This is a genomic window from Variovorax sp. GW821-FHT10C12 (assembly GCF_059415405.1).
Genome location: NZ_JBWKNE010000013.1, coordinates 19,897 through 45,118 on the forward strand (window position 1 = coordinate 19,897; position 25,222 = coordinate 45,118).

At 68.1% G+C, this 25,222-nt stretch carries 25 protein-coding genes; 10 read left to right on the forward strand and 15 right to left on the reverse strand.

The features are described from left to right. Positions 1 to 356: 356 nt before the first annotated feature. The 6 genes from AC07OH_RS30745 to purT form a co-directional block, all read right to left on the reverse strand. Positions 357 to 1,175, reverse strand: a complete 819-nt coding sequence (locus AC07OH_RS30745; RefSeq protein WP_095747054.1) for an ABC transporter ATP-binding protein — start codon at positions 1,173 to 1,175, stop codon at positions 357 to 359. Then, entirely contained in the window at positions 1,172 to 2,248 is a 1,077-nt protein-coding gene (locus AC07OH_RS30750) for a branched-chain amino acid ABC transporter permease (RefSeq protein ID WP_062478791.1), read from the reverse strand. Before AC07OH_RS30750 ends, AC07OH_RS30745 begins: the two co-directional genes overlap by 4 nt. Before the next feature lie 7 nt (positions 2,249 to 2,255). Beyond that, positions 2,256 to 3,131 carry a branched-chain amino acid ABC transporter permease gene (locus tag AC07OH_RS30755; RefSeq protein ID WP_495303212.1) on the reverse strand — a complete coding sequence of 292 codons (876 nt, stop codon included), beginning with the start codon at positions 3,129 to 3,131 and terminating at the stop codon, positions 2,256 to 2,258. A gap of 21 nt (positions 3,132 to 3,152) precedes the next feature. Beyond that, positions 3,153 to 3,983 (reverse strand): helix-turn-helix domain-containing protein, encoded by an 831-nt coding sequence (locus AC07OH_RS30760; protein WP_095950254.1) that lies wholly within the window; start codon positions 3,981 to 3,983, stop codon positions 3,153 to 3,155. 113 nt (positions 3,984 to 4,096) lie between these two features. Next, positions 4,097 to 5,038, reverse strand: coding sequence for a LipP1 family hormone-sensitive lipase (lipP1, locus tag AC07OH_RS30765; protein ID WP_062478799.1), 942 nt, complete (start codon positions 5,036 to 5,038; stop codon positions 4,097 to 4,099). A gap of 189 nt (positions 5,039 to 5,227) precedes the next feature. Then, entirely contained in the window at positions 5,228 to 6,430 is a 1,203-nt protein-coding gene (purT, locus tag AC07OH_RS30770; RefSeq protein ID WP_495303213.1) for a formate-dependent phosphoribosylglycinamide formyltransferase, read from the reverse strand. Positions 6,431 to 6,610: 180 nt separating this feature from the next. On the opposite strand from purT, the gene AC07OH_RS30775 reads away from it, so the two are divergent. The 3 genes from AC07OH_RS30775 to AC07OH_RS30785 are packed head-to-tail and all read left to right on the forward strand — an operon-like array spanning position 6,611 to position 9,712. Beyond that, positions 6,611 to 7,459: a 3-hydroxybutyryl-CoA dehydrogenase gene (locus AC07OH_RS30775; protein WP_062478806.1), complete on the forward strand. Its 849-nt coding sequence runs from the start codon at positions 6,611 to 6,613 to the stop codon at positions 7,457 to 7,459. 37 nt (positions 7,460 to 7,496) lie between these two features. Continuing rightward, positions 7,497 to 8,312, forward strand: coding sequence for a crotonase/enoyl-CoA hydratase family protein (locus tag AC07OH_RS30780; RefSeq protein WP_495303214.1), 816 nt, complete (start codon positions 7,497 to 7,499; stop codon positions 8,310 to 8,312). Positions 8,313 to 8,359: 47 nt separating this feature from the next. After that, positions 8,360 to 9,712, forward strand: a complete 1,353-nt coding sequence (locus AC07OH_RS30785; RefSeq protein ID WP_495303215.1) for a serine hydrolase domain-containing protein — start codon at positions 8,360 to 8,362, stop codon at positions 9,710 to 9,712. A gap of 3 nt (positions 9,713 to 9,715) precedes the next feature. Here AC07OH_RS30785 and AC07OH_RS30790 read toward each other — a convergent pair whose 3' ends face one another. After that, positions 9,716 to 10,489: a type III pantothenate kinase gene (locus AC07OH_RS30790; RefSeq protein ID WP_099793571.1), complete on the reverse strand. Its 774-nt coding sequence runs from the start codon at positions 10,487 to 10,489 to the stop codon at positions 9,716 to 9,718. Between the two features lie 134 nt (positions 10,490 to 10,623). Between AC07OH_RS30790 and lysM the strand changes: the two genes are divergently transcribed. Continuing rightward, complete coding sequence (gene lysM / locus AC07OH_RS30795; RefSeq protein ID WP_492737129.1) at positions 10,624 to 11,085, forward strand: peptidoglycan-binding protein LysM; 462 nt, start codon at positions 10,624 to 10,626, stop codon at positions 11,083 to 11,085. Positions 11,086 to 11,104: 19 nt separating this feature from the next. Here lysM and AC07OH_RS30800 read toward each other — a convergent pair whose 3' ends face one another. After that, positions 11,105 to 12,058, reverse strand: a complete 954-nt coding sequence (locus AC07OH_RS30800; protein ID WP_495303216.1) for an AraC family transcriptional regulator — start codon at positions 12,056 to 12,058, stop codon at positions 11,105 to 11,107. A 129-nt stretch (positions 12,059 to 12,187) separates the two neighbouring features. Between AC07OH_RS30800 and AC07OH_RS30805 the strand changes: the two genes are divergently transcribed. Continuing rightward, positions 12,188 to 12,460, forward strand: a complete 273-nt coding sequence (locus AC07OH_RS30805; RefSeq protein ID WP_159279511.1) for a DUF4242 domain-containing protein — start codon at positions 12,188 to 12,190, stop codon at positions 12,458 to 12,460. A gap of 19 nt (positions 12,461 to 12,479) precedes the next feature. On the opposite strand, the gene AC07OH_RS30810 is transcribed toward AC07OH_RS30805, so the two are convergent. After that, the gene (locus AC07OH_RS30810; RefSeq protein WP_492683651.1) at positions 12,480 to 12,890 is read right to left on the reverse strand and encodes a rhodanese-like domain-containing protein; all 411 of its coding nucleotides are present in this window, start codon (positions 12,888 to 12,890) and stop codon (positions 12,480 to 12,482) included. Positions 12,891 to 13,110: 220 nt separating this feature from the next. On the opposite strand from AC07OH_RS30810, the gene AC07OH_RS30815 reads away from it, so the two are divergent. From AC07OH_RS30815 to AC07OH_RS30825, 3 genes are all read left to right on the forward strand, one after another. Then, complete coding sequence (locus AC07OH_RS30815) at positions 13,111 to 14,220, forward strand: TRAP transporter substrate-binding protein (protein WP_489061077.1); 1,110 nt, start codon at positions 13,111 to 13,113, stop codon at positions 14,218 to 14,220. 132 nt (positions 14,221 to 14,352) lie between these two features. Next, positions 14,353 to 15,024, forward strand: coding sequence for a TRAP transporter small permease subunit (locus tag AC07OH_RS30820; protein WP_495303217.1), 672 nt, complete (start codon positions 14,353 to 14,355; stop codon positions 15,022 to 15,024). Then, complete coding sequence (locus tag AC07OH_RS30825) at positions 15,021 to 16,958, forward strand: TRAP transporter large permease (protein WP_495303218.1); 1,938 nt, start codon at positions 15,021 to 15,023, stop codon at positions 16,956 to 16,958. Before AC07OH_RS30820 ends, AC07OH_RS30825 begins: the two co-directional genes overlap by 4 nt. A gap of 14 nt (positions 16,959 to 16,972) precedes the next feature. Here the strand turns inward: AC07OH_RS30825 and AC07OH_RS30830 are convergent, their stop codons facing one another. From AC07OH_RS30830 to AC07OH_RS30840, 3 genes are read right to left on the reverse strand one after another with little or no spacing between them, the layout of a single operon-like run. Continuing rightward, a complete protein-coding gene (locus tag AC07OH_RS30830; protein ID WP_495303219.1) occupies positions 16,973 to 17,413 on the reverse strand; it encodes a DUF6691 family protein in 441 nt (146 codons plus the stop codon). A gap of 15 nt (positions 17,414 to 17,428) precedes the next feature. Then, a complete protein-coding gene (locus AC07OH_RS30835; protein WP_495303220.1) occupies positions 17,429 to 17,866 on the reverse strand; it encodes a YeeE/YedE family protein in 438 nt (145 codons plus the stop codon). Positions 17,867 to 17,868: 2 nt separating this feature from the next. Next, a complete protein-coding gene (locus AC07OH_RS30840; RefSeq protein WP_492683655.1) occupies positions 17,869 to 18,192 on the reverse strand; it encodes an ArsR/SmtB family transcription factor in 324 nt (107 codons plus the stop codon). Between the two features lie 106 nt (positions 18,193 to 18,298). Here AC07OH_RS30840 and AC07OH_RS30845 point away from each other — a divergent pair, with 106 nt between their 5' ends. Then, a complete protein-coding gene (locus AC07OH_RS30845; RefSeq protein WP_495303221.1) occupies positions 18,299 to 19,210 on the forward strand; it encodes an MBL fold metallo-hydrolase in 912 nt (303 codons plus the stop codon). A 12-nt stretch (positions 19,211 to 19,222) separates the two neighbouring features. Here the strand turns inward: AC07OH_RS30845 and AC07OH_RS30850 are convergent, their stop codons facing one another. Continuing rightward, entirely contained in the window at positions 19,223 to 21,175 is a 1,953-nt protein-coding gene (locus tag AC07OH_RS30850) for a PEP/pyruvate-binding domain-containing protein (protein ID WP_495303232.1), read from the reverse strand. Positions 21,176 to 21,324: 149 nt separating this feature from the next. Then, the gene (locus AC07OH_RS30855) at positions 21,325 to 21,606 is read right to left on the reverse strand and encodes a double zinc ribbon domain-containing protein (protein WP_492683658.1); all 282 of its coding nucleotides are present in this window, start codon (positions 21,604 to 21,606) and stop codon (positions 21,325 to 21,327) included. Positions 21,607 to 21,829: 223 nt separating this feature from the next. Here AC07OH_RS30855 and gorA point away from each other — a divergent pair, with 223 nt between their 5' ends. Then, complete coding sequence (gene gorA, locus AC07OH_RS30860) at positions 21,830 to 23,188, forward strand: glutathione-disulfide reductase (RefSeq protein ID WP_495303222.1); 1,359 nt, start codon at positions 21,830 to 21,832, stop codon at positions 23,186 to 23,188. Positions 23,189 to 23,297: 109 nt separating this feature from the next. Here gorA and AC07OH_RS30865 read toward each other — a convergent pair whose 3' ends face one another. Next, positions 23,298 to 25,211: a DUF3857 domain-containing transglutaminase family protein gene (locus AC07OH_RS30865; RefSeq protein WP_495303223.1), complete on the reverse strand. Its 1,914-nt coding sequence runs from the start codon at positions 25,209 to 25,211 to the stop codon at positions 23,298 to 23,300. Between the last annotated feature and the right edge of the window lie 11 nt (positions 25,212 to 25,222).

The following is a 25,222-nucleotide window of genomic DNA, read 5'->3' on the forward strand; positions in this document are numbered from 1 at the left end:
GGTCTCGCAGAACTCGCTTCGCTCAAACAGCTGCGAGCCCTGATCCGCCCGTCGCTGCGCTGCTCGGCGGTGCCTCAACGGCCCGCCCGGGGCATGGGCCCCAACGCCGTGGACACGCAGAGGGCGAACACCCCACAGCAAGAGCTCGGTGTGCGGTGCGGTGTGGGCGCCCCCTCTGTGCCGCTGAGGAGCGCAGCTTTTCGCGGACAAGGGCCCGCCCTTGTTTGAGCGAAGCGAGTTTGGGCGGGACCCCGCGGAAAGCGAGCACCGGAAGGGAGCCCGAAGGGCCGGCACAGTGGGGGCGACCGCGCCGTGCCGCGCACCGGGCGCTTCCAAAGAGGTAACGAAGAAGCAAGTCACGCCACCACCCTCCGCAAACTGCTCACGTCATCCACAGTCCCAAGGTAAGCCTCGATGACGCGAGAATCCGCCTGCACCTCACGCGGAGACCCCGTAGCCAGCACCTCGCCTTGATTCATGGCGAGCACGCGATCCGACACCTTGGAAACAAGCGACATGTCGTGCTCGACCATCAGCACCGACACCCCCAGCTCATGCTGGATGTCCTGAATCCAGAACGCCATGTCCGCCGTCTCCTCGACATTGAGCCCCGAAGAAGGCTCGTCGAGCAGCAGCAGCTTGGGCTCGGTGCACAGCGCGCGCGCCAGCTCCACCACCTTGCGCACGCCGTAGGGCAGCCCCGCCACCATCGAGTCGCGGTAGTGCTGCAGGTCGAGCAGGTCGATCACCTGCTCTGCCTTCTCGCGCGCCGCGATCTCGGCGCGGCGCGTGGCCGGCGTGAAGAACACCTCGCTCCAGAACCCCGTCTGCCGGTGCGTGTGGCGCCCGATCAGCAGGTTGTGCAGCACCGTCGCATGCTCGAACAGCTCGATGTTCTGGAAGGTGCGCGCAATGCCCAGCGCCGCAATCGCGTGCGGCGCCTGCTGCGTGAGCGCGATCGCCCCGCCCGCCTCGCCATGCCAGGTGATCTCGCCCGTGGTCGGCGTGTAGATGCGGCTGATCAGGTTGAACACCGTCGTCTTGCCCGCGCCGTTCGGGCCGATCAGCGTGAACACCTCGCCGCGCCGCACATCGAAGCTCACCTTGTTGACCGCCAGCACGCCGCCGAAGCGCACGCTCAGGTCTTTCGCGGAAAGAAGGACGTCGTTGCTCATCTCAGCCGGTCCGATTTGGTGAACGACTTCTGCCGCTTGAACAAACCCTTGCGGTAGAACGGGAAGAGCTGCAGCCAGGTGCGGATCTTGAGCCAGCGCCCGTACAGCCCCAGCGGCTCGAACAGCACAAAGGCGATCAGCACCAGCCCGTACACCAGCCCCTGCAGGCCGGGCGCCTGCCCGACCACCGCCGGCAGCCAGTCCTTGCCCATCGAGATCAGCTGCGGCATCGCGATGAGAAAAATCGCACCGAGGAACGCGCCGTGCACCGAGCCCAGCCCGCCGATCACCACCATCAGCAGCAGGTCGATCGACTGCAGGATGTTGAACTGGTCCGGCGAGATGAAGCTCAGTTTGTGCGCATACAGCGCGCCGCCCAAACCCGCGAGCGCGGCCGAGATCGCGAACGACATCGTCTTGTAGCGCGCCAGGTGGATGCCCATGCTCTGCGCCGAAATCTCCGAATCGCGGATCGCCACGAAGGCACGCCCCGTCGGCGAGCGCAGCAGGTTCAGGATGCCCAGCGTGGACACCACCGCCACCACCAGGCAGAGAAAGTAGAAGCCCTCGCCCGAGCCCAGCGACCAGCCGAACAACTGCGGCGACTTCACATGCAGGCCCGCGTTGCCGCCCGTCACGCTTTCCCAGCGCGCGAACACCTCCTCGACGATGAAGCCGAAGGACAGCGTCGCGATGCCCAGGTAGATGCCCTTCACGCGCAGCGCCGGCATCGCCACCACCACGCCCACCGCCGCCGACAGCGCGGCCGACGCCAGCAGCGCGAGCGGGAACGGCACGCCCATGTTCGTCAGCACGCCCTGCGTGTACGCACCCGTTCCGAGGAACGCCGCATGCCCGATGGAGAACTGCCCCGTGAAGCCCGCCAGCAGCATCAGCCCCAGGCCGACGATGCCGTAGATCAGCACGAAGGTCAGCTGCGCGAGCCAGTACTCGTCGATGACCCACGGCGCGACGAGCAGGAAGGCCACGAGCAGGCTGTACCAGAGCACGTGGCCGCCGTGCCGCGCGAGGCGGATGTCCTGGTCGTAGCTGGTCTTGAAGATGAAGCGCATATGAGACTTACACCTTCTTGCGCAGCTTTTCGCCGAACAGACCGTTCGGCTTGATCATGAGCATCAGCAGCACCACGATGTACGGCGCCGTGTCCTTGAAACCGTCGGGCAGGTAAAAGCCCGCGAACGACTCGACGATGCCGATCACCAGCCCGCCGACGATCGCGCCCGGCAGGCTGCCGAAGCCCCCCACCACCGCCGCCGGAAAGGCCTTCAGGCCGATGAAGCCCATGTTCGCGTGCACGAAGGTGATGGGCGCCAGCAGCATGCCGGCGATGGCGGCCACCGCGGCAGCAAGCCCCCACACCAGCCCGTTGAGCCGCTTCACCGGAATGCCCATGTAGTAGGCCGCGAGCTGGTTCTGCGACGAGGCCTGCATCGCGATGCCCAGCTTGCTGTAGCGGAACATCGCGAACAGCAGGCCGCACAGGATCGCGGTAGCCACGATGATCACGAGCTGCTCGAGGTTCACCACCAGCTCGCCGAGCTTCCAGATCTGGTCCTTGTAGGGCACGGCCAGCGTGTGGGTGTCGGTGCCGATGCCCGGCACCATGGTGATCAGGCCGCGCGCCACGTAGGCGATGCCGATGGTCAGCATCACGATGGAGAACTGCGGCTGCCCGAGGATCGGGCGGATCACCACCAGCTCGAGCAGCACGCCGAAGGCCGCCATGGCCACCACGGCCAGCAGCGCCGCGAGCCAGAACGGCATGCCGAACAGCGACATGCCCGCGAAGGCACCGAACGCGCCCAGCATCATCAAGTCGCCCTGCGCGAAGCTCACCGTTTCGGTGGCCTTGTAGATCAGCACGAAGCCCAGCGCGATGAGGCCGTAGATGCACCCTTGTGCGATGCCCGACAGCAGGAGTTGGAGGATCTGCATGCGTTGCCGTCCCGCCTGCGCTTACTGCCGGAACCCGCCGGCCGCATCGTGCAGCGCGAGGCGGCGCGAGCCCGCCACGATGTCGCTGGGCTTGAGCCCGTAGACCTGGCGGATCGAATGGCTGAAGTGCGTGGAGTCGGGGTAGCCGGTGTCCAGCGCGATGTCGGTCAGCGTGCCGCTCTGGTGCACGTAGCGCAGCAGGCTGCGCGCGCGCTTCCAGGCCCGGAAGCCGCGAAAGGCCATGCCTGTCTCCTGCTTGAACAGGTGCAGGAAGCGCGAGAACGACAGGTGCACCGAGGCCGCGCAGTCTTCCGCCGAGGCGGGCGCGGCCGGGTCGGCCACGAGCATGTCGACCACCTTGCGGATGCGCGCGTCGAGCGGGCGCGGCGTGAGCGGGCCGTCGAAGAACAGCGCGTCGAAATCGAAGCCGTCGAAGTCGATGCCGCGCGCCGAAGCCGCCAGCAGGTGGGCGTGGACCTCGCGCATGCGCTGCACGAAGGCCGGCGCATCGACCGGGCCGCAGTGCTGCAAGAAGGCCGGCATGCGCGCGGGATCGACCGACTCCGATTCGATCAGCAGGTTGAAGATCAGCGGGCAGGCGCTCTCGACCTGGTGCGGCACGTGCGGCGGCACCACGATGAACTCGCCGCTTTGCCAGGCCCCGCCGCCGATGCGGATGCGGTTGGGCGGCGCACCGGCGGGCGACACGTACACGCCGTGCCCGCCCATGGCGCGCTCGGCGGCGGCGCCGAGCAGCCCGGCGTAGAAGACGCGCTGCGGCGTGAGCCACATGAGGCGTTCGCCCTGCCGTGCATCGCCGCCCGAAGGCGTCGACGTCCTGGTTCGCTGCATGGTGTCTGTCTCCTGCATCGGTCGACGACGTCCGACCGGGGGGTGGCGCCGCGTTCGCTGGATCGTAGCGGCGGGGGCCTTGCGCGCGGCATCCATTTGCGCGGGGACTTTCCCTAGGCCGACGCGAACGCGCGGCGCAGTTCCGCCGCGCACAACGCGACGGCGGTGTGGGCCTCGTCGAGCACCTTGCCCATGGTGATGAAGCCGTGGATCTGGCGCTCGAAGCACACGTAGTTCGCGCGGTTGCCGGCGGCCGTGAGCGCCTCGGCGTACGCCGCGCCTTCGTCGCGCAGCGGGTCGTAGCCGGCGGTGAGCACGAGCGCCGGCGGCAGGCCCGACAGGTCGGTGTGCAGCAGCGGTGAGGCGCGCCAGTCGAGGTCGTGCTTCGCGTCGGTGATGTAGTGGTCGTGGAAGTAGGTCATCGTGTCGCGCGTGAGCAGGTAGCCCTGCCCGTTCGCCTGGTGCGACGGATGGCCGCGGCGCATGTCGGTGGCCGGGTAGATCAGGAGCTGGAACACGATCGGCAGGTCGCCCGCATCGCGCGCGGCGATCGACGCCACGGCCGCGAGGTTGCCGCCCGCGCTGTCGCCGCCCACCGCGAGGCGGCTCGCATCGAGCCCCAGTGCGGCAGCTTCGCGGCGCACCCAGCGGGTGGCGGCGAGCACGTCGTCCACGGCGGTGGGAAAGCGGTGCTCGGGGCCCATGCGGTAGTCGACCGCGACCACCGCGCAGCCCGCACCGTTGGCCAGTTCGCGGCACAGCACGTCGTGCGTGTCGAGGTCGCCGATGACCCAGCCACCGCCGTGGTAGTACACGAGCACCGGCAGCGGGCCCGGGCCTGCGCCGAGCGGCTTGTACAGCCGCACCGCAATGGTGCCGTGCGGCCCGTCGGCGGCGAGGTCGCGCACCTCGGCGACCTCGGCCGGCAGCGGCTGCGTGGCGGTGCGGCGCTCGCGGTAGTAGGCCCGCGCGTCGGCGGGCGACAGGGTGTGGGTCGGCGGAATGCCGCGCGCTTCGATGAAATCCAGCAAGGCGCGCGCCTGGGGATGCAGCATGGTGTCTCCGGTGAATCGAACGGAGCGCTCAGTGTGGAGGGCGGGGCGCCTGCGGGCTATCCGCATGCACCCGCACCCGACCGGCGTCCTGGCGACAAGACCCGCACCATGCCCGCACCGCTGCGGGGTCGCTTGCGAAAACTGGCTACCGGGGCCCGGCTCGCGGGTTCACCCGGAGGGTTCGGTCGTTCAGGCCGTGCGGGGCTTCACGCGCGAGGCGGCTTCCTTGGCCAGCTGGCGGGCCGTGTCGGTGTCGGCCGCATGCACCAGCGCCACGCCCATGCGGCGCTTGACGAAGCTCTCGGGCTTGCCGAACAGGCGGATGTCGCTGCCGGGCACCTGCAGCGCCTCGGCCACGCCGTCGAAGGCGATGCCGGTGGCGTCCACGCCGCCATAGATCACGGCGCTGGCGCCCGGGCTCTTGAGCGAGGTGTCGACCGGCAGGCCGAGGATGGCGCGCGCATGCAGTTCGAACTCGTTCTGCCACTGCGTGGCCATGGTGACCATGCCGGTGTCGTGCGGGCGCGGGCTGACCTCGCTGAACCAGACCTCGTCGCCCTTCACGAACAGCTCGACGCCGAACAGGCCCTGGCCACCCAGGTCGGCGGTGACGGCCTGCGCGATCTGCTGCGCCTTCTGCAACGCGGCCGGCGCCATGGGGTGGGGCTGCCAGCTTTCCACGTAGTCGCCGCTGACCTGCACATGGCCGATGGGGTCGCAGAACCTGGTTTCGACGGCGCCCGCCGCGTCTTTCGCGCGCACGGTCAGCAGCGTGATCTCGTAGTCGAAGTCGATGAAGCCCTCGACGATCACGCGGCCATGGCTCACGCGGCCGCCGGCCATGGCGTAGTCCCAGGCCTTCTGCACGTCGGCGGGGCCGTCGATCTTGCTCTGGCCCTTGCCGGAGCTGCTCATCACGGGCTTGACGATGCAGGGGTAGCCGATGCCCGCGTCGATCGCGGCCTGCAGCTCGGCCAGCGAGTCGCAGAACTTGTAGGGGCTGGTGGGCACGCCCAGCGTCTCGGCGGCCAGGCGGCGGATGCCTTCGCGGTCCATCGTCAGGCGGGCGGCGCGGGCCGTGGGAATGACGCGCACCACGCCCGCGTCTTCCAGCTGCTGCAGCATCGGCGTGGCGATGGCCTCGATCTCGGGCACCACCAGCGTGGGCTTCTCGGCCTCGATGAGCGCCTTGAGCTGGTCGGGGTCGCTCATGGTGATGGTGCGCGCGTGGTGCGCCACCTGCTGGCCGGGGGCGTTCTCGTAGCGGTCGACGGCGATGGTCTCGACGCCCAGGCGCTGCAGGGCGATCAGCACCTCCTTGCCGAGCTCGCCGGAGCCGAGCAGCATCACGCGGGTGGCGGAAGGGGACAGGGGGGTGCCGAGGGTGGTCATGCGAGGGCTCGAAAAAATGGGGTTGAAAACAATCGCAGCACTGTAAGCCACCCCGGGTCGGTGTCGCCCACGGGAACGGCGGCCCCTCCGGGCTGATTCACAATTGCCGACATTGCGCGACGGCGGCCCCGCGCCCGCCCTCGCCTGCGATTTTCTTTTTTGTTTCAAGGAGCATTTTTCATGACGATTCAAACTGTGGGCATCATCGGCGCCGGCACCATGGGCAACGGCATCGCCCAGGCCTGCGCGGTGTCGGGTGTCAACGTGGTGATGATCGACGTGGCCCAGGCCGCCGTCGACAAGGGCATCGCCACCATCTCGGGCAGCCTCGACCGCCTGATCAAGAAGGAAAAGCTCACGGCAGAGCAGAAGGCCGCCGCGCTGGCGCTGATCAAGGGCTCGACCGACTACAACGACCTGAAGGGCGCGCAGCTGGTCATCGAGGCCGCCACCGAGAACCACGCGCTCAAGCTCAAGATCCTCAAGCAGGTGGACGAGCTGGTGGGCCCCGAGGTGATCATCGCGTCGAACACCTCGTCGATCTCGATCACGCAGCTGGCCGCCGCCACCTCGCGCGCCGACCGCTTCATCGGCATGCACTTCTTCAACCCGGTGCCGATGATGGCGCTGGTGGAGCTGATCCGCGGCTACCTCACGAGCGACGCCACGCACGACGCGGTGAAGGCGCTGGCCGAGAAGCTGGGCAAGTCGCCCATCACGGTGAAGAACGCGCCGGGCTTCGTGGTCAACCGCATCCTGGTGCCGATGATCAACGAGGCCTTCTTCGTGCTGGCCGAGGGCCTGGCCACGGCCGAGGACATCGACGCCGGCATGAAGCTGGGCTGCAACCAGCCCATCGGCCCGCTGGCGCTGGCCGACATGATCGGCCTGGACGTGTGCCTGGCCGTGATGGAGGTGTACCTGGAGCAGTTCGGCGATTCCAAGTACCGCCCCTGCCCGCTGCTCAAGGAAATGGTCGCCGCCGGCCAACTGGGCCGTAAAACGGGCCGCGGCGTCTACACGTACTGATCCGGCATTCCATAAAAACAAGGAGACAAGCAACGCCATGACCGCCACCCCCACCACCCCGCCCGCCGAAGGCTGCATCGACACGCAGGTGCTCGACCACGTGCTGCTGATCGGCATCAACCGCCCCGCCAAGCGCAACGGCTGGACGCCGCCGATGTTCAAGCAGCTGGCCGAGGCCTACACGCGGCTGGACGACGACCCGAGCCTGCACGTGGGCGTGCTGCATGCCTTCGGCGACCACTTCACGGCGGGCCTGGACCTGCCCGCGGTCACCGAGTACATGAAGCGCGGCGAAAAGGCGATTCCGGCCGGGCTGGTGGAGCCGCACGACTTCGGCCTGGAGGGCTACCGCCGCCGCACCAAGCCGATGGTGGCGGCCGTCAAGGGCATCTGCTTCACGGTGGGCATCGAGCTGATGCTGGGCGCCGACATCGTGATCGCGGCCGACAACTGCCGCTTCTCGCAGATGGAAGTGCAGCGCGGCATCATGGCCACGGGCGGCGCCACGCTGCGCATGGCCGAGCGCGCGGGGCTGGGCAACGCGATGCTGCACCTGCTCACGGCCGACGAGTTCAACAGCGCCGAGGCCTATCGCCTGAACTTCGTGCAGAAGGTGGTGCCGGCCGGCCAGGAGCTGGACGAAGCGCTGCAGATCGCGCAGCGCATCGCGGCCCAGGCGCCGCTGGCCGTGCAGGCCACGCGGCTCAACGTGCTCAAGGCGATCGAACACGGGCCGCTGGCGGCCGTGGCGGAATTCATCGAGACGCAGAAACGCCTGTCGAACAGCGAGGACGCGGCCGAGGGCGTGCGCTCCTTCATCGAGCGCCGGCCTGCGCGTTTCAGCGGCCGTTGAGGCTGTTGATTTCCGTTCCGTTTCTGTCGTCCACTGGAGTCCGTTGCATGCCCTCTTCTTCTGTGTCGTCGTTTCTCTTCTTTCAACGCACGGCGCTGGCCGCCGCCTTCACCCTTCTTGCCGTGAACACCAGCCTCGCCCAGACCCCGCCAGCGCCCGCGCTGCCCGATCCCGCCGCCACCTCGGTCGAGGCGCTGGGCTGGATGCAGGGCTTTCCGCCGCCGCCCGACAAGCAGATCACCTTCGACAACCCGGTCGGCGGCGTGTACCCGCGCATCCGCTGGAGCTTCTCGCACGTGCGCGAGACGGTGCCCACGGCCAACGTGTGGCGCGGCCCCGGCGCCGCCAGCCCGCTGCCGGCGGCCAAGCCCCGCTTCGACATCGAGGCCGTGCGCTTCCAGCCCATGGGCGGCGGCGAGGCGCAGACCTTCGGCCAGATGATCGCGCGCACCTACACCGACGGCATCCTGGTGCTGCACCGCGGCCAGGTGGTCTACGAGAAGTACTTCGGCGCGCTCACGCCCGAGCGGCCGCACCTGGCGATGTCGGTCACCAAGTCGTTCGTGGGCACGCTGGCGGCCATCCTCGCGCAGGAAGGCACGCTCGACCCGTCGGCGCCGGTCACCAAGTACCTGCCCGAGCTCAAGGACACGGCCTACGGCGACGCCACGGTGCGCCAGGTGATGGACATGACCATCGGCGTGCGCTACTCCGAGAACTACGCCGACCCGAAGGCCGAGGTCTGGGACTACGCGCGCGCCGGCGGCATGCTCACGCAGGGCGCCAACTACGCAGGCCCGAAATCGTTCTACGAGTTCCTGACCACGCTCAAGAAGGAAGGCACGCACGGCGACGCCTTTGCCTACAAGACGGTCAACGCCGAGGTGCTGGCCTGGATCGTGCGCCGCGCATCCAACCGCTCGCTGGCCGACCTGCTCAGCGAGAAGATCTGGCGCCGCATCGGCGCCGAGCAGGACGCGTATTTCATGGTCGACCGCATCGGCACCGAGTCGGGCGGCGGCGGCCTGAACACCGTGCTGCGCGACATCGCGCGCTTCGGCGAGACGCTGCGCAACGGCGGGCGCGCGCCCAACGGGCAGCAGGCGATCGCCAAGGCGGTGGTCGACGACATCCAGCGCGGCGCCGACCCGGCCAAGTTCGCGAAGGCGGGCTACGCGCTGCTGCCGGGCTGGAGCTACCGGAACATGTGGTGGGTCTCGCACAACCCGCACGGCGCGTACATGGCGCGCGGCATCCACGGCCAGAGCATCTACGTCGACCCGAAGGCCGAGATGGTGATCGTGCGCTACGCCGCGCACCCGATCGCCGCCAACGCGGGCAACGACCCGCTCACCCTGCCCGCCTTCCAGGCCATGGGCGAGGCGCTGATGAAGCCCTGAGGCTCAGCCGGCACGCTGCTTCGCGATGACGAGCAGGCCGTCCATGATCAGGCTCTCGACCAGTTCGAAGTCCCCGTTCATGGCGGGCGCCATCTTCCAGCCCGCGCCGCCGGTCATGAAACAGGCCGGTTCGGCGCCGCAGTGCGAGCGCACGTGCTGCACCATGCGCTCGACCGCACCCGCGATGGCGTAGGTGCCGCCGCTGGTCAGCGCGTCGCTGGTGTTGGTGGGAAATTCGCGCACCTCGCCGGTGGGCACGTGCAGGCCCGCCGTGCCCGACTCGAGCGCGCGCAGCATGATGCCGTGGCCCGGCAGGATGAGGCCGCCCAGGAACTTGCCGCTGGCATCGATCGCCTCCACGGTGACGGCCGTGCCGATCAGCACCACCACCATCGGCCGCTCGGGCCCCTGCGACAGCATGCGGTGGCGCGCGCCGATCATGGCCACGAAGCGGTCGGCGCCCAGGCGCGTCGGATGGTCGTAGCCGTTGACGATGCCGGCCTCGCCCGCGCTCGACACCACCCAGCGCGGCGTGCAGTCGAAGCGCTCGGTGATCTGCTCTTCGGCGCGCCGCCGCAAGGTGTCGCCGGCCACGACGCAACCCAGCATGGAACCGGGCGCCGGCAGGTCGGCCCAGGGGCCGTCGGCCAGCCGTTCGATGTGGTCGAGAAATTCGGCACCATGGGCCTGCAGTGCCGCGCCGGGGAAGGCCCCCTCGTAAAGCGCCCACTTGAGCCGGGTGTTGCCGATGTCGATGGCGAGGAAGGGGGAAGACATGCGCGCGATTATTGCGACTTTGTTGTTATTCCTGCTGGCGCCTCTTTGACAGTCGCGGCATGGGCCTACGCGGAGCGTCCCGGTTCCGCCACTACATTCGCCTTTTCCATCCACCACGGCACAAGGAGAACACCATGGGATTGCTCAGCTTCATCAAGGAAGCCGGTGAAAAACTGTTCGGCGGTTCGTCGGCCCAGGCGGCCACGCCCGATGCGAACACGGCAGCCGCCGCGGCCATCAAGACCTACATCGAGACCCAGAACCTCGGCCTCACCGCACTGGAAGTGACCTACACCGCCAGCAGCGGCGTCGTCACCCTCGCGGGCCAGGCGCCCTCGCAGGAAGCCAGCGAGAAAGCCGCGCTTGCCGCGGGCAACGTGGCCAACGTGACGAGCGTGGACAACAACCTCGTCGCACCACCCGCGCCGCCGGCCCAGTACCACGACGTGGTGCGCGGCGACACGCTCTCGGCCATCTCGAAGAAGTACTACGGCGATGCCAACAAGTACAACGTGATCTTCGAGGCGAACAAGCCGATGCTGTCGCACCCCGACAAGATCTATCCGGGGCAGAAGCTGCGCATTCCGGCACTCTGACCCCCGCAACGGCGCCTCGCTAGGCGCCGTTGTGCCGCCAGGCCCCTGGCGACACGCCGTACTCGCGCTTGAACGCGCGATTGAAAGCAGCTTCCGATTCGTAGCCCACGCCTTCGGCGATGCGCGCCAGGTTGCCCTGGTCCTTGCGCAGCATGCCGGCGGCCAGGATCATGCGCCAGCGCGCCAGGTAGTGCATGGGCGGTGCGCCCACCAGTTCGGTGAAGCGGTCCGCCAGCACGCTGCGCGAGGTGTGGGTTTCGTGTGCCAGTGCATCGACCGTCCAGTTGCGCGCGGGCTCGGCGTGCATCAGCGCCAGGCAGCGGCTCACGTGGGGGTCGCGCAGGCCGGCCAGCCAGCCCGGGTTGTTGGCGGGCATGGACTCGATGTAGCCGCGCAGCACTTCGGTGAACAGCACTTCCGCCACCTTCGCGGCCACCATCTCCGAGCCGGGCGTGTGCGAGACCGCGTCACCCAACACGAAGTGGACCGACTGCTCGATCCACGGGCCCGCCGGCCTGCTGCGCAGCGGCGTGGTGAACAGGCGCGGAATGTTCGCCATGACGGGATGGGGCGCGTCGCCTTCGTACGCGAACCAGCTGCATACCAGCAAGGTGCGGTCGCCCTGGCCGCCGTAGCGGATGCGCTCCAGCTCGGGCGCCCGCGGACTCACCACATGCGACATGTCGATGGCCGCATGGTGCAGGCCACTGCCCAACGCATGCGAGTCGCCATGCGGCACGGCGATCACGTCGCCGGCGCACGCACGGACCGGCGCCTCACCGTCGACCTGGGCCCAGCATTCGCCTTGCAGCACGAGGTGGCAGATGGCCAGGCGTTGCGCGCCGGGCCTGAGCAGCTGCGCGATGTCCGTTCCCTTGGGTACCTTGAAACACCAGGGTGCATACATGTCCCCGTTCAGGAACAGCGCGCCCTCCAGGCGAATGGTCCGCAGCACGTCCGACAAGACATCCATGGTCACCTCCCGGCAAGCGAGGGCGGGGTTTCGGTCAACAAGTCCGGCGAGACGGGCAATGCGGGGCGGCTGCGCGTCGGCACCATAGGCACTGGTCGCCTTCGACCGATTCTAGACAGGAGTACCGCCATGCCCAAGTTCGTTATCGAGCGAGACATCCCCGGCGCCGGCCAGTTCACCGCGGCGGACCTGAAAGCCATCTCGCAAAAATCCTGCGGCGTGCTCAACAGCATGGGCACCGACATCCAGTGGATCCACAGCTACGTGACCGGCGACCGGATCTACTGCGTCTACCAGGCGACCGACGAGGCCCTGGTGCGCCGGCACGCGGAGCTCGGTGGCTTCCCGGCCAACCGCGTGGACCGGGTGTACAGCGTGATCGACCCGGCCACGGCCGAGTGAGGCGCGCGGGCCTCTCTGGCTAGTTCTGGCGCCAGGGCAGTCCGCGCCGGCGCCAGCCACCGGTCAGGCCGCGGTGCCCGTTCTCGTCCGGGTTGCCCTCGAAGCCTTCGAGGATGTTGTAGGCCTGCACGCCCAGCTCGGTCGCGCGCTTGGCAGCGGCAATCGAGCGCACGCCGCTGCGGCACAGCAGCACCAGCTTCTTGCCGCCCTCTGCGGCGGCGCGCACGCCGTCGTCGAAGGCCGGGTTCAGCGCCATGCCCGGCCACTGCTTCCAGGCCAGCGGCACGGCGCCGGGCACGTAGCCGACCCACTCGCGCTCGGCGTCGGTGCGCACGTCCACCAGCACGGCCTCGCCGCTGGCCATCCACTGCGCCGCCTGCTCGGGCGTCACGTCGCCGGCGTAACCTTTTTCTCCAACGGGTTCACTCATGGTTGCTTTCTCTCTCGAATTTCTAGGGTAAGCCCGGAGCCTTTGGCGGCTGGGGGCGATCGATCTGCACGCCGGATGATGGAATTTTTCACCGGTTCGTGAAAACCCTGTTTGTCACAAGGTGTGGCGCGCCAAAGATGGCGGTCGCGGCCAGTCAAAACCATAACGCGAAGACGACGGCCTGGGTGTTCCGGTCAGAGAACTATATGGAGAGAGACACATGACAGACAGCAAATCGCCCCGCCGTCGCAGCCTCCTCAAGGGCGCGGCAGTGGCCGCAGGCGCCATGTCCGCGCCGATGGTCAGCATGGCCCAAACCACGTCGCTGCGTTTCCAGAGCACCTGGCCGGCGAAAGACATCTTCCACGAGTACGCCAACGACTTCGCCAAGAAGGTGAACGACATGGCCGGCGGGCGCCTGAAGATCGAGGTGCTGCCCTCGGGCGCCGTCGTGCCCGCCTTCCAGCTGCTCGAAGCGGTGAACAAGGGCACGCTCGACGGCGGCCACGGCGTGGTGGCCTACCACTACGGCAAGAACTCGGCGCTGGCGCTGTGGGGGTCCGGCCCCGGCTTCGGCATGGACGCCAACACCGTACTGGCTTGGCACAACTACGGCGGCGGCAAGGCGCTGCTCGACGAGATCTACAAGACGCTGAACATGGAAGTGGTGTCGTACCTGTACGGCCCCATGCCCACGCAGCCGCTGGGCTGGTTCAAGAAGCCGGTGGCCAAGGTCGAGGACATGAAGGGCCTGAAGTTCCGCACCGTGGGCCTGGCCGTGGACATGTTCACCGAGATGGGCACCGCCGTGAACCCGCTGCCCGGCGGCGAGATCGTGCCTGCGCTGGACCGCGGCCTGATCGACGCGGCCGAGTTCAACAACGCCTCGAGCGACCGTGTGCTGGGCTTCCCCGACGTGGTGAAGAACTGCATGCTGCAGAGCTTCCACCAGTCGGGCGAGCAGTTCGAGGTGCTGTTCAACAAGGGCAAGTACAGCGCCATGCCGCAGGAGCTGCGCTCCATCATCGACTACGCCGTGCAGGCCGCCAGTGCCGACATGAGCTGGAAGGCGGTGCAGCGCAACTCGCAAGACTATGCCGACATGAAGAAAGCCGGCATCAAGTTCTACAAGACGCCCGACGCCGTGCTGCGCGCGCAGCTCGCGGCCTGGGACAAGACGATCGAAAAGAAGGCCGGCGAGAACCCGCTCTTCAAAAAGGTGCTGGAGTCGCAGCGCGTGTTCGCCGAGCGTGCGCTGCAGTGGCAGAACGACTATGGCGTCGACTTCAAGATGGCCTACAACCACTACTTCGGCAAAAAGAAGAGCTGAAGAAGGCGGGTCTCCCGTCTTCGCGCACTTCGTGTCGCTTCGCCAGCCCTCTAGCAAGGGGCAACACCTGTGGCCCGGCCTCGCCGGTTCCACGGTGTTCCTGGAACGGGCCTCGCCCACGCTTCTTCCGCCATGACCATCCAACGCTTCCTCCACGCCGTCGACCGGTTCAGCATGGTCGTGGGCAAGACCTTCTCGTGGCTCATCGTCGCGCTGATGCTGCTGGTGTGCGGCGAGGTGTTCAAGCGCTATGCGCTGAACGCGCCCACGGCCTGGATCTTCGATGCCAACAACATGCTGTACGGCACGCTGTTCATGATGGGCGGCGCCTACACGCTCTCGCAGGCCGGCCATGTGCGCGGCGATTTCTTCTACGGCAGCATGAAGCCGCGCACGCAGGCCGCACTCGACCTCGTGCTGTTCGCCCTCTTCTTCCTGCCCGGCGTGGTGGCGCTCACCTGGTCGGGCTGGACCTACTTCGGTGAATCGCTCGCGATGCACGAACAGACCTTCAACGCCGACCCCATCCCGGTGTACCCCTTCAAGTTCGTGATTCCCGTGGCCGGCGCGGTGCTGCTGCTGCAGGGCATCGCCGAGATGGTGCGCTGCGCGCTGTGCCTGAAGACCGGCGTGTGGACGCCGCGCCTGAAAGATGCCGAAGAAATGGACGTGGTCGGCGAACAGCTCGCCGGCAGCAGCTACGTGAACGAAGCCGACAAGCGCGAGGTGATCGAGAAGGCCCACGCCATCGAACAGGCTGCACAACAGCGCAAGAGCGACACGGGCAACGGAGGCGCCGCATGAGCGAACCCGCACTCGGCCTGCTGATGCTGGGCCTGATCGTCTTCGTGATCATGCTCGGCTTTCCCACGGCGTTCACGCTGATGGGCCTGGGCATGTTCTTCGGCTTCATCGCCTTCTACGACCCCGCCTCGCCCTGGCTCGACAACAAGGTCTTCGACCTGATGGTGCAGCGCGCCTTCGGGGCCATGACCAACGAGACGCTGCTGTCCATCCCGCTCTTCGTGCTCATGGGCTACGTGATGGAGCGCGGCGCGCTGGTCGACAAGATGTTCCACAGCGTGCAGCTCGCCTTCCGCCGCGTGCCGGGCTCGCTGGCGGTGACCACGCTCATCGTGTGCACCTTCTGGGGCATTGCGAGCGGCCTGGTGGGCGCGGTGGTGGTGCTGATGGGCGTGATCGCGATGCGCCCCATGCTCAACGCGGGCTACGACACGCGCCTGGCAGCCGGCGTGATCACGGCCGGCGGCACGCTGGGCATTCTCATTCCGCCCTCGGTGATGATCATCGTGTACGCGGCCGTGGCCGGGCAGTCGGTGGTCAAGCTCTATGCGGCGGCGATGTTCCCGGGCTTCTTCCTGGCATTCCTCTATCTGATCTACGTGATCGGCTGGGCCATGCTGCAACCGAAGGTGGCGCCCAAGCTGCCGATCGACCAGCAGCGCGCGCCGATCTCGTCGTGGGTCGCCCACATCGCGGCCAGCTACTCGCCGCGCATGCTGCCCGCGCTCGCCGCGGCCGTGGTGTCGCCGGGGCGTGCCTTGCGCGGCGCGGTCGAGGGCGTGCGCCTCACCTGGTGGATGCTGCTGCGCGGCCTGCTGAGCGCGCTGGTGCCGCTGGCGCTGGCCGCCGTCACACTAGGCTCGGTGTGGTGGTACGTGACCATCTACTCGCAGAAGGACAACAACGCGCCGGCCCCGGTGGCCACGCAGCAGGCGACGCAGAAGACCGGCGAACCCGCAGCCGCCGCGCCGGCTGTAGCCGAGCCGTCCGGCACCGGTCTGGCCGAGCCGCCGAGCACCGACGAACCCGCGAACACCACCGAAGGCGGCGGCCTGCAGGAGCCCCCCGGCGGCGTCGAGGAACCTCCGGGCAGCGAGCCGGCCGCCACCCCTGCCAGTGAAGGCGGCCTGCAGCAGCTGGGCGACGCAGTCGAAGCGCCCAAGACCGCCGCGGTGCCCGAGGCCTTCTACACCGGCTTCTGGGTGGCCTGCCTCTTCACGCTCGCGCTGCTGGGCTGGTACTACTGGCGCATGGACGCGGAGCAGTTCGAAATCCTGCGCATGCTGGTGTCGTCGGTGATGCCGCTGGCCACGCTCACGCTGGTGGTGCTGGGCGTGATCCTGTTCGGCATCACGACCGCCACCGAGTCGGCGGCGGTCGGCGCGGCCGGCGCTTTCCTGATGGCGTGGCAGGCCGGTACGCTGAACTTCAAGAAGATCAAGGAGGCGGTGTTCCTCACGCTCAAGACCACCTCGATGGTCTGCTGGCTCTTCGTGGGCTCGGCGCTGTTCTCGGCGGTGTTCGCGCTGCTGGGCGGCCAGCGCATCGTCGAAGAGTGGGTGCTGAGCATGAACCTGTCGCCGCTGCAGTTTTTGCTGCTGTCGCAGGCGATCATCTTCGTGCTGGGCTGGCCGCTGGAGTGGACCGAGATCATCGTGATCTTCGTGCCCATCTTCCTGCCGCTGCTGGCGCACTTCCAGATCGACCCGCTGCTGTTCGGCGTGCTGGTGTTCGTGAACCTGCAGGCGGCGTTCCTGTCGCCGCCGGTGGCGATGTCGGCCTTCTATCTGAAGGGGGTGTCGCCGCCGCACGTGACGATCAACCAGATCTTCGCGGGGATGATGCCGTACATGCTGATCGTCATCCTGTGCATGGTGTTCATGTACATCTGGCCGGGGCTGACGCTGTGGCTGCCGCAGTACCTGTACGGCTGACCGCGCGCGCCTTCTCAGGCTGAGGCCGGGCGCCGCGCGAAGCGGCGGCGCTCAAGCAGCTCGAACAGGCCCATGCCCAGCAGCATGGCGCCCACGAAGACCAGCGCCTTGGTCTCGCCCGTGCCGAGCGAGACCAGCGCGGGGCCGGGACAGAAGCCCGCGATGCCCCAGCCGACGCCGAACAGCAGGCTGCCGCCGACCAGGCGGCGGTCGATGTGGCGCAGGCTGGGCAGCGCGAGCGGCCCACCGAGCAGCGAGGCCTTGCGACGGCCCGCGAGCAGGAAGCCGACGGTGCTCACCGCCACCGCGCCGGCCATCACGAAGGCGAGCGACGGGTCCCAGGCCCCGCCCAGGTCAAGAAAGCCCAGCACCTTGGCCGGATTGGCCATGCCGGAGACGATGAGGCCGAGCCCGAAGACAAGGCCGGCGAGCAAGGAAGCAATGGCGGTCCACATGGCAGGTCTCCCGGTTCAGAAGTTCAACAGGTGGCGCACCGCGAACACCGTGGCGAACCCCGCGGCCATGAACGCCAGCGTGGCGACCAGCGAACGCGGCGAGCGCCGCGCCAGCCCGCACACGCCGTGGCCGCTGGTGCAGCCCGCGCCGTAGCGCGTGCCCACGCCCACCAGCAGGCCGGCCAGCGCAAGCGTGCCGTAGCCCGCGTCGATCTGCGCCGCGGGCAGCACGGCGAACAGCCCGTACACGAGCGGCGCACCGACCAGCCCGAGCACGAAGGCCGCGCGCCAGGCCACGTCGCCCTTCGCGGGGCGCAGCAGGCCGCCCAGCACGCCGCTGATGCCGGCGATGCGCCCGTTGAGCAGCACGAACATCGCGGCGGCCAGGCCGATGAGCACGCCGCCGGCCAGTGCGGCCCACGGCGTGAAATGCGGCCAGTCGATGGTGGGCATCTTCAGTTCTCCTTCGGGCAATAGAGGCGGTACAGCACCGCCAGGATCTCGAGCAGGGCCGGGTCGGCCACGCGGTAGTAGATGTTCTTGCCCTCGCGGCGGGTGTCCACCACGCCTTCGGTGCGCAGCACCGACAGCTGCTGCGACAGGGTCGGCTGGCGGATGCCCAGCGTGCTTTCGAGGTCGCTCACGCACATCTCGCCCTGCGAGAGCTGGCACAGCAGCAGCAGCCGGGCCTCGTGGGCCAGCAGCTTGAGCACGGCGACGGCCTGGCCGGCGGCGCTGCGCAGCCGTTCGGGGTCGATGGCGGGGGTCGAGGTCTTCATGGGGAAATGACAGTTCGCGAAATAACATTATATTAATTCATATAATATTTGTCGCTTGATTGAATGAACGACGGCCTGGTCTCCAGGCACCGCAGAAGGAGCGCCGATGACCCCGACCCCCATGCCCCCACGCGCCACCACCCAGGCCTTCTTCGATCCCGCGACGGGCACGGTGTCCTACGTGACTTGGGACCGCGCCACGAAGCGCGCCGCCGTCATCGACCCGGTGCTCGACTACGACTTCCGCTCCGGCCACACCGACACCGCCTCGGCCGACCGCCTGCTGGCCTACGTGCGTGCGCAGGCCCTGCAGGTCGACTGGGTCCTGGAGACCCACGCGCACGCCGACCACCTCTCGGGCGCGCGCCATGTGCAGTCGCAGGCCGGCGGGCGCATCGCCATCGGCGAGCACATCCGCACGGTGCAGGCCACCTTCCGCAGCCTCTACAACCTGGAACGCGACTTCCTGCCCGACGGCAGCCAGTTCGACCACCTGTTCAAGGACGGCGAGCGCTTTCACATCGGCGAGATCGAGGCGCAGGCGCTGCGCGTGCCCGGCCACACGCCGGCCGACATGGCCTACCTCGTGGACGACGCGGTCTTCGTCGGCGACACGCTCTTCATGCCCGACCTGGGCAGCGCGCGCGCCGACTTTCCGGGCGGCGACGCGCGCGAACTCTACCGTTCGATGCGCCGGCTGCTCGCGCTGCCATCCGAGACCACGCTGTACGTCTGCCACGACTACCCGCCCGCCACGCGCGAGCCGCGCTGGCAGAGCACGGTGGCGCAGCAGCGCGCCCACAACATCCACGTGCGCGACGGCATCGGCGAAGACGCGTTCGTGCGCATGCGCACCGCGCGCGACGCCACGCTTGAAGTGCCCACGCTGATCCTGCCGTCGATGCAGGTCAACGTGCGCGGCGGCCGCCTGCCGCCGCCCGACGACAACGGCGTGGCCTACCTGCGCATTCCGCTGAACACGTTGCCGGGCCACCGCCCGCGTGCCACGCCGGGCTGAGGGCGCTGCGAACTAGCGGCGCCGCTCCACATACGGCCGCGCCTGCAGCAGCACGATCTTGTCGCCAACGGTCGCCCATTCGATGTCCTGGTCGACCGCGTTGAAGGTGCGCTTCACCGCCGCGCCCACGGCGGCGAGCCGCACCACCAGCTCGTCGGTCAGCACGTGGCGGCCCACTTCCACGGGCACTTCCTTCACGCCGCCGTCCTTGTCCAGCTGCAGCGCCGTCTCTTCGGCCGAGCGGCTGAGCACCTGGATGGCTTTCGACCAGCTCGAGTACATCACCTGCTCCGCCACGCGCTTGCCCTCGACCACGCGGATGCCGATGCCGCGCTTGGCCGAGATGTAGGTGACGTGCGGGTGGCCCGCGTCGAAGGGGTCGCGCGTGATCATCACGCCGGCGTTGGTCGAGTCGATGGCGGTCTGCACGAACACGCCCATCAGCACCGATTCGGCGCCGAAGCCCGCGGCGCTGCGCGCCTCCCAGGCCTCGGGGTTGAACACCGAGGCCCACACTTTCTTCACCGCGAGCTCGAGCGCGTCGCCGGTCTTCACGTTGGGCACCGTCGTGTAGAGCCCCGCGCCGCTGAAGCCCGGCAGATCTTCCGAGTTGGACGAGCTGCGCACGAACACGCCGCCCCCGCCCAGCTGCGCCTGCCACGCCGCGCGCCAGGCCGCCGCGGTGGCGGGCTCGACGGGCCACTGCACGATCTCGTCGCGCAGCTGCGCCAGCGCCTTTTGCCGCACCTGCGGGTCGCCCGCGAAGCCGGACTGCTGCTGCATGCGCGCGATGCGCTCGGCCAGCCCGTTCGACCGCATGAAGCGGTCGTAGTGCGCGAACGGAATGCAGAAGCCGTCGGGCACCGTGGTCGAGGGAATGCGCGCGGCCAACACCGCGCCGAGGTTGGCCGCCTTCGAGCCGCATTGCACGCTGTGGCGCGCACGCAGCGAGGCCAAGGGCAGCAGGCGCGTCTCGCGCAGGTCCGGCTTCGCGGCCTTGCTGCCGGGCAGTGCGCCGGTGGCGGCGGCACGCACGGCGCGCGGCGGCAGCGCGGCGATTTCTTCCGGCGTGAGGCGACGCAGCTGGTAGCCCGAGGCCGCCACCTTCAGCGCCACCCACTGGCCCGCGTGCGCCTTCAACACCGTGGCGGCATCGCGCACGTAGGCGTTCGGAATGCCCCAGCCCTTGGCCAGCAGGTTGACGTGCGACAGCGCCGTGGACGGCCGCTCGGTCAGCACGCCGGCCACCGGCGGCAGGTTGATCGGCACCTCGCGCAGCACGGCGATGTCGTCGGGCAACAGCGCGTTCAGGCCCGAGGCGTCGTTCACGATGCGCACGCGGCCGGTGGCGGTGCCCAGGTTCATCGGCAGGAAGGGCTGCTCGCGGATCAGCGCTTCCTGGCTCACGAAGTCGATGCCGGCCTCCTTCGCGATGCGCTCGTGCAGCGTGGAGTTGGTCTTGAACTTCACCGGCGCGAAGAAGCTGGCCTTCACCTGTGCCTCGGCTTCGCGCAGCAGCGGCACCGTGAGCCGGTCGCCTTCCCAGAACTCGTAGGTGAAGGTGCCGATGTTCTGCTGCCAGCTCAGCGTGCCGAACAAAAAGCGGCGGTCGGGCACGAGGTAGTTGCGGTCGATCTCGCGCTTGACCGTGTTCGGCGTGAGCCGCGTGTCGCGCAGGAAACGCACATGCAGCTGGAAGCGCGGCGTGTCGATGTAGTGCATGCGCGCCGGCCTGGCCTGCCGGTCGATCGCGAACAGCACATGGGCCAGCTGCATCGGCGTGCCGGCGTCGTAGACGCGCGCCAGCGTGTCGAAATCGCCCTGGCTGCGCAGTGCCGGCAACGAGGCGGGCACGGCCGGGCGCGGCACGAGTTGCGCGGCCGGCCCTTCGGGCTGTGGCTGGTTCTGTTGCTGGTAGTACGACGGCTTGCGCGCGAGCTGCGCGCCGGCCGGCGCGACGGCCATCGCGCACAGCGCCAGGACCGGCAGCCAGGCCAGTGTCGTGCCGTCTTTCTTCTGCCTGTTGGAATCGTTCTTCATGGGGCTCCTCCTTCATTGCCGACAAGCGCGGATTCTCGCTGTCGGCCCGCCCCATTTTTCGCACGTCAGCCGCGCTACGTCGCCTGCGTCGACTGCCCGCATTGCGCGCAGAACTTCGCGCCGGGCGCCATCGCCGTGCCGCACTGCCGGCAGGCCGCGGGCAGCATCGACGTGCCGCATTGCTGGCAGAAGCGCGCACCGGCCGTGTTCACCGCGCGGCAGGCCGGGCAGGCGCTGCCGCCGGGTGGCGGCGGCGGTGCGTCGCGGCCATACCCATGGCCACCTTGCGAGCCATGGTGCCCGCCGCCACCGCCGTGGCGCGCGCCGCCATGTCCACCGAAGAGTCGTTCCAGCATGCCCATGTGTTTCTCCCTTGCGTCGTGCAACAGGCCGGTGGCAACGTCGCCGATGGCGATGAATTCCCGCGGGCCTGACTGCAGTGGATTCCCTGAAGCAGCTTCAGGGTCAAGCGCCCCCCGGCAAAGACCCTCGCAGGCCGCGGTGCTTCACGGCCATGCCCGTGCGCGAAGCGCCGCCATCGCCCCGCCGCTACAGTCGGCCGCAAGGAGCGTCTTTCACATGCAACCATTCGATTTCGACCTCTTCGTCATTGGCGGCGGCAGCGGCGGCGTCCGCGCCGCGCGCATGGCGGCGCAGACCGGCGCGCGCGTCGCGCTGGCCGAGGCCGCCGAGCTCGGCGGCACCTGCGTCAACGTGGGCTGCATCCCGAAGAAGCTCTACAGCTACGCGGCCGGCTATGCCGAGTCGTTCGAGGAAGCCGAAGGCTACGGCTGGAAGCTCCCGTCGGCGCCGCAGTTCGACTGGGCCCACCTCAAGGCCCAGCGCGCCAAGGAGATCAGCCGGCTCAACGGCATCTACGGCTCGCTGCTGAAGAACTCGGGCGTCACGCTCGTCACCGGCTGGGCCCAGCTGGTCGATGCGCACACGGTGGAAATCGAAGGCAGGCGCCACACCGCGCGCCACCTGCTGGTGGCCACCGGCGGCACGCCCTTCGTGCCCGAGATTCCTGGCCGCGAGCACATCGTGACCTCCGACGCGATGTTCGACCTCGACCCGTTCCCCAAGCGCCTGCTGGTGGTGGGCGGCGGCTACATCGCCTGCGAGTTCGCGTCGATCTTCAACGGCCTGGGGTCCAAGGTGACGCAGCTGCACCGCCGCGCCCACCTGCTGACCGGCTTCGACGACGACGTGCGCCAGTTTCTGGCCGGCGAGATGGGCAAGGCCGGCGTCGACGTGCGCCTGAACTGCGAGGCCTCGTCGATCGCGCGCGGCCCCGACGGCCTCGTGGTCACGCTCGCGCGCGGCCAGCAGATCGAGGCCGACACCGTGCTCTTCGCCACCGGCCGCGTGCCCAACACACAAGGGCTCGGCCTCGAGGCGGCGGGCGTGAAGCTCGACGCCAAGGGCGCGATCGCGGTCGATGCGCACTACCGCACCTCGGTGCCGTCGATCTACGCGGTGGGCGACGTGTCGACCCGCGTGCAGCTCACGCCCGTGGCGCTGGCCGAAGCGATGGTGGTGGTCGATGCGCTGTTCGGCAAAGGCAAGCGCGGCATGGACTACGAGTTCATTCCCACCGCCGTCTTCACCCACCCGAACATCGGCACCTGCGGCTACAGCGAGATCGACGCGCGCGCGAAGTTCGGCGAGGTCACCGTGTTCTCCAGCGAGTTCAAGTCGCTGCGCCACACCCTCTCGGGCCGCAGCGAGCGCACCTTCATGAAGCTCGTGGTCGACAAGAAGAGCGACCGCGTGGTGGGCCTGCACATGGTGGGCGCGGACGCGGGCGAGGTGGTGCAGGGCTTCGCGGTGGCGATGCGCGCGGGTGCGACGAAGGCGCTCTTCGACAGCACCATCGGCATCCATCCGACGGCGGCCGAAGAGTTCGTCACCATGCGCGAACCGATGCCCGGCTGACCAGCCAGAAAGCGCGGAGCCTCCGGACGCTGGGGAGACCCGAGTCAGGCGGTCTCGTTGTCGGGATGGCCGGCACAGACAGCCAGACATCCGACGCACGTTGGAGAACTCAGCGCGACTTGCGCTTGTAGAAGACCTGTGACTTCAGGTTCTGTGCAATCGGCTCGACTTCGGCCTGCCAGGCATTCATGAAGTCTGCCGTGCACACACCTTCCGGCGTCTTGTCGAACAGTTCACGCACCACACGCACGCCGTTCTTCGTGCGCTTGTAGCTGCTCGCAAACTCGAGATACCGCCCGCGCTTCGTCAACGATTCCGGGAGTTGCGCAAAGCTCACGCCGGGCGCCAGTTCGATGTCGTAGCTCTCATCGATCTTGAAGCCTTCGCAGTAGTGGCGCCGCGTCACGGGGGCCTGCTCCCCCTTGAACGCAAAGCCGGCAACGGACAGCGGCAGGTTCACGACGGGCGCCAACCGGAAGGCGCCGGAAGTGCCGGCTTGCAGGTAGTTGTCGATCTCGAAGGTAAAGCCGAACGCGTATTCGTCCGACAGGGCCTTGGCCTCGGACAGATCGCCGCGATCGAGTTCGCCCTTGGCCTTGAAGCCGGAGCCCGACAGCGTGCGTCGAACGAAGTCGCGAACGGTGGCCGCTTTCAGGTCACGCATGTAGGTGCGCATTTGCGCGGCCCGTGTTCCCTTGAGGCTGATCTGGATATCGCCCGTCGCGCTGCCATCGGCGCCGATGCGAAGCCGGGTCCGCACATGCTGCTGCGTGCGATCGGGGGCCGAAGGCGGGATGGTCGCCAATGTCGTGGCCGCTCCGACATGAAGAACCGGTTTGCCATGCGAGCCATTCGGCAGGTAACCGAAGGGAATCTCCTTGGCCGTCGCGTCCAGGTAGATCTTCCAGTCGGGCAGATAGTTGATGACGTGATTGACCATGGACACGACGGGCGTGGCTGGCAGGTCGAGTTGGTTGCCGGCATTGATCAGTACCTGCTCGCCCCGGATACCGGCCGCGCGCCACAGTGCCTGCAGCAGCGTCGCGTGGTCCTTGCAGTCGCCCATCTTGTTGTCGAGCACCGTGTCGGTGTCTCGTGGCACGACCGCTCCCACGCCGATGCAATTGCCACCGTAGGTGATATTGCGGGACACCCACTCGTACAGCAGCCGGGCGCGTGTGAGCGGGTCGGTCTGGTCACCCACGATGGACTTCGCCAGTGTCGTCACACGGGCCGTGGGCTCGGCCTTGGGCAAAGCGCGGTCGCCATAGGCCTTGGCGATCGACTCGTAGCTCGGGAAGGTGCTCACCATCAGCACCGGAAATTCCTCCAGGCGCCAGATTCCTTCGTCCGCCTCGTCATAGGTCCGCGGCACAGGATTGCGGTAGCGCCACTCACGCACCTGAAGGCCGTTGTCCTCGCGGGCGGCTTCTTCCTGCAGGTTGTGGCTTTCGAACTTCAGGGCAAGTGGCTTGGCGAAACGAACCGTGATGCGAGCATCTTCATAGACGGTGGCGGGCGAGAACGACTGGACGACCGAGAAAGCGCCCGGAAAGATGGGCTCCTTGTCTGCCACCCGGTACTTCACCCCGACCGTATCTCCCACGGCCACGTCCGGAAACACCACCGAGAGTCGCGTGTAGTCCGAGAAAAGCGGCTTCGCACCGTCACGCCCGTTGTTGACCTCGGTCTGGTAGTTGGTCGCAGGCACCGCAATGCGCCGTCCATCGGCCTTCAACGTGTAGGCCTCCAGGATCTCGCCCTTCTGGATGCTCGTGCTGTACGAGAAGGACAAGGACTTCGCGTCTTCCAGCGCGCTCGCGTGAAGCACCTGGTTCGCCGATGCATAGGTCATCGTGGACCGGCCGTCCGACGCGACCTCGTAGTCCGCGTGCCACTGCTTTGAAATGACATGGGCCTGCTGAGGTTCGGCGGTCTGCGCCACCGCAGCGCTCGCCAGAACGGCCGTCAGGCAAAACACCCCCCAAGGCCGCACGATGGCCTGTTGCATCCGTCCGAACATGATTTCCTCCA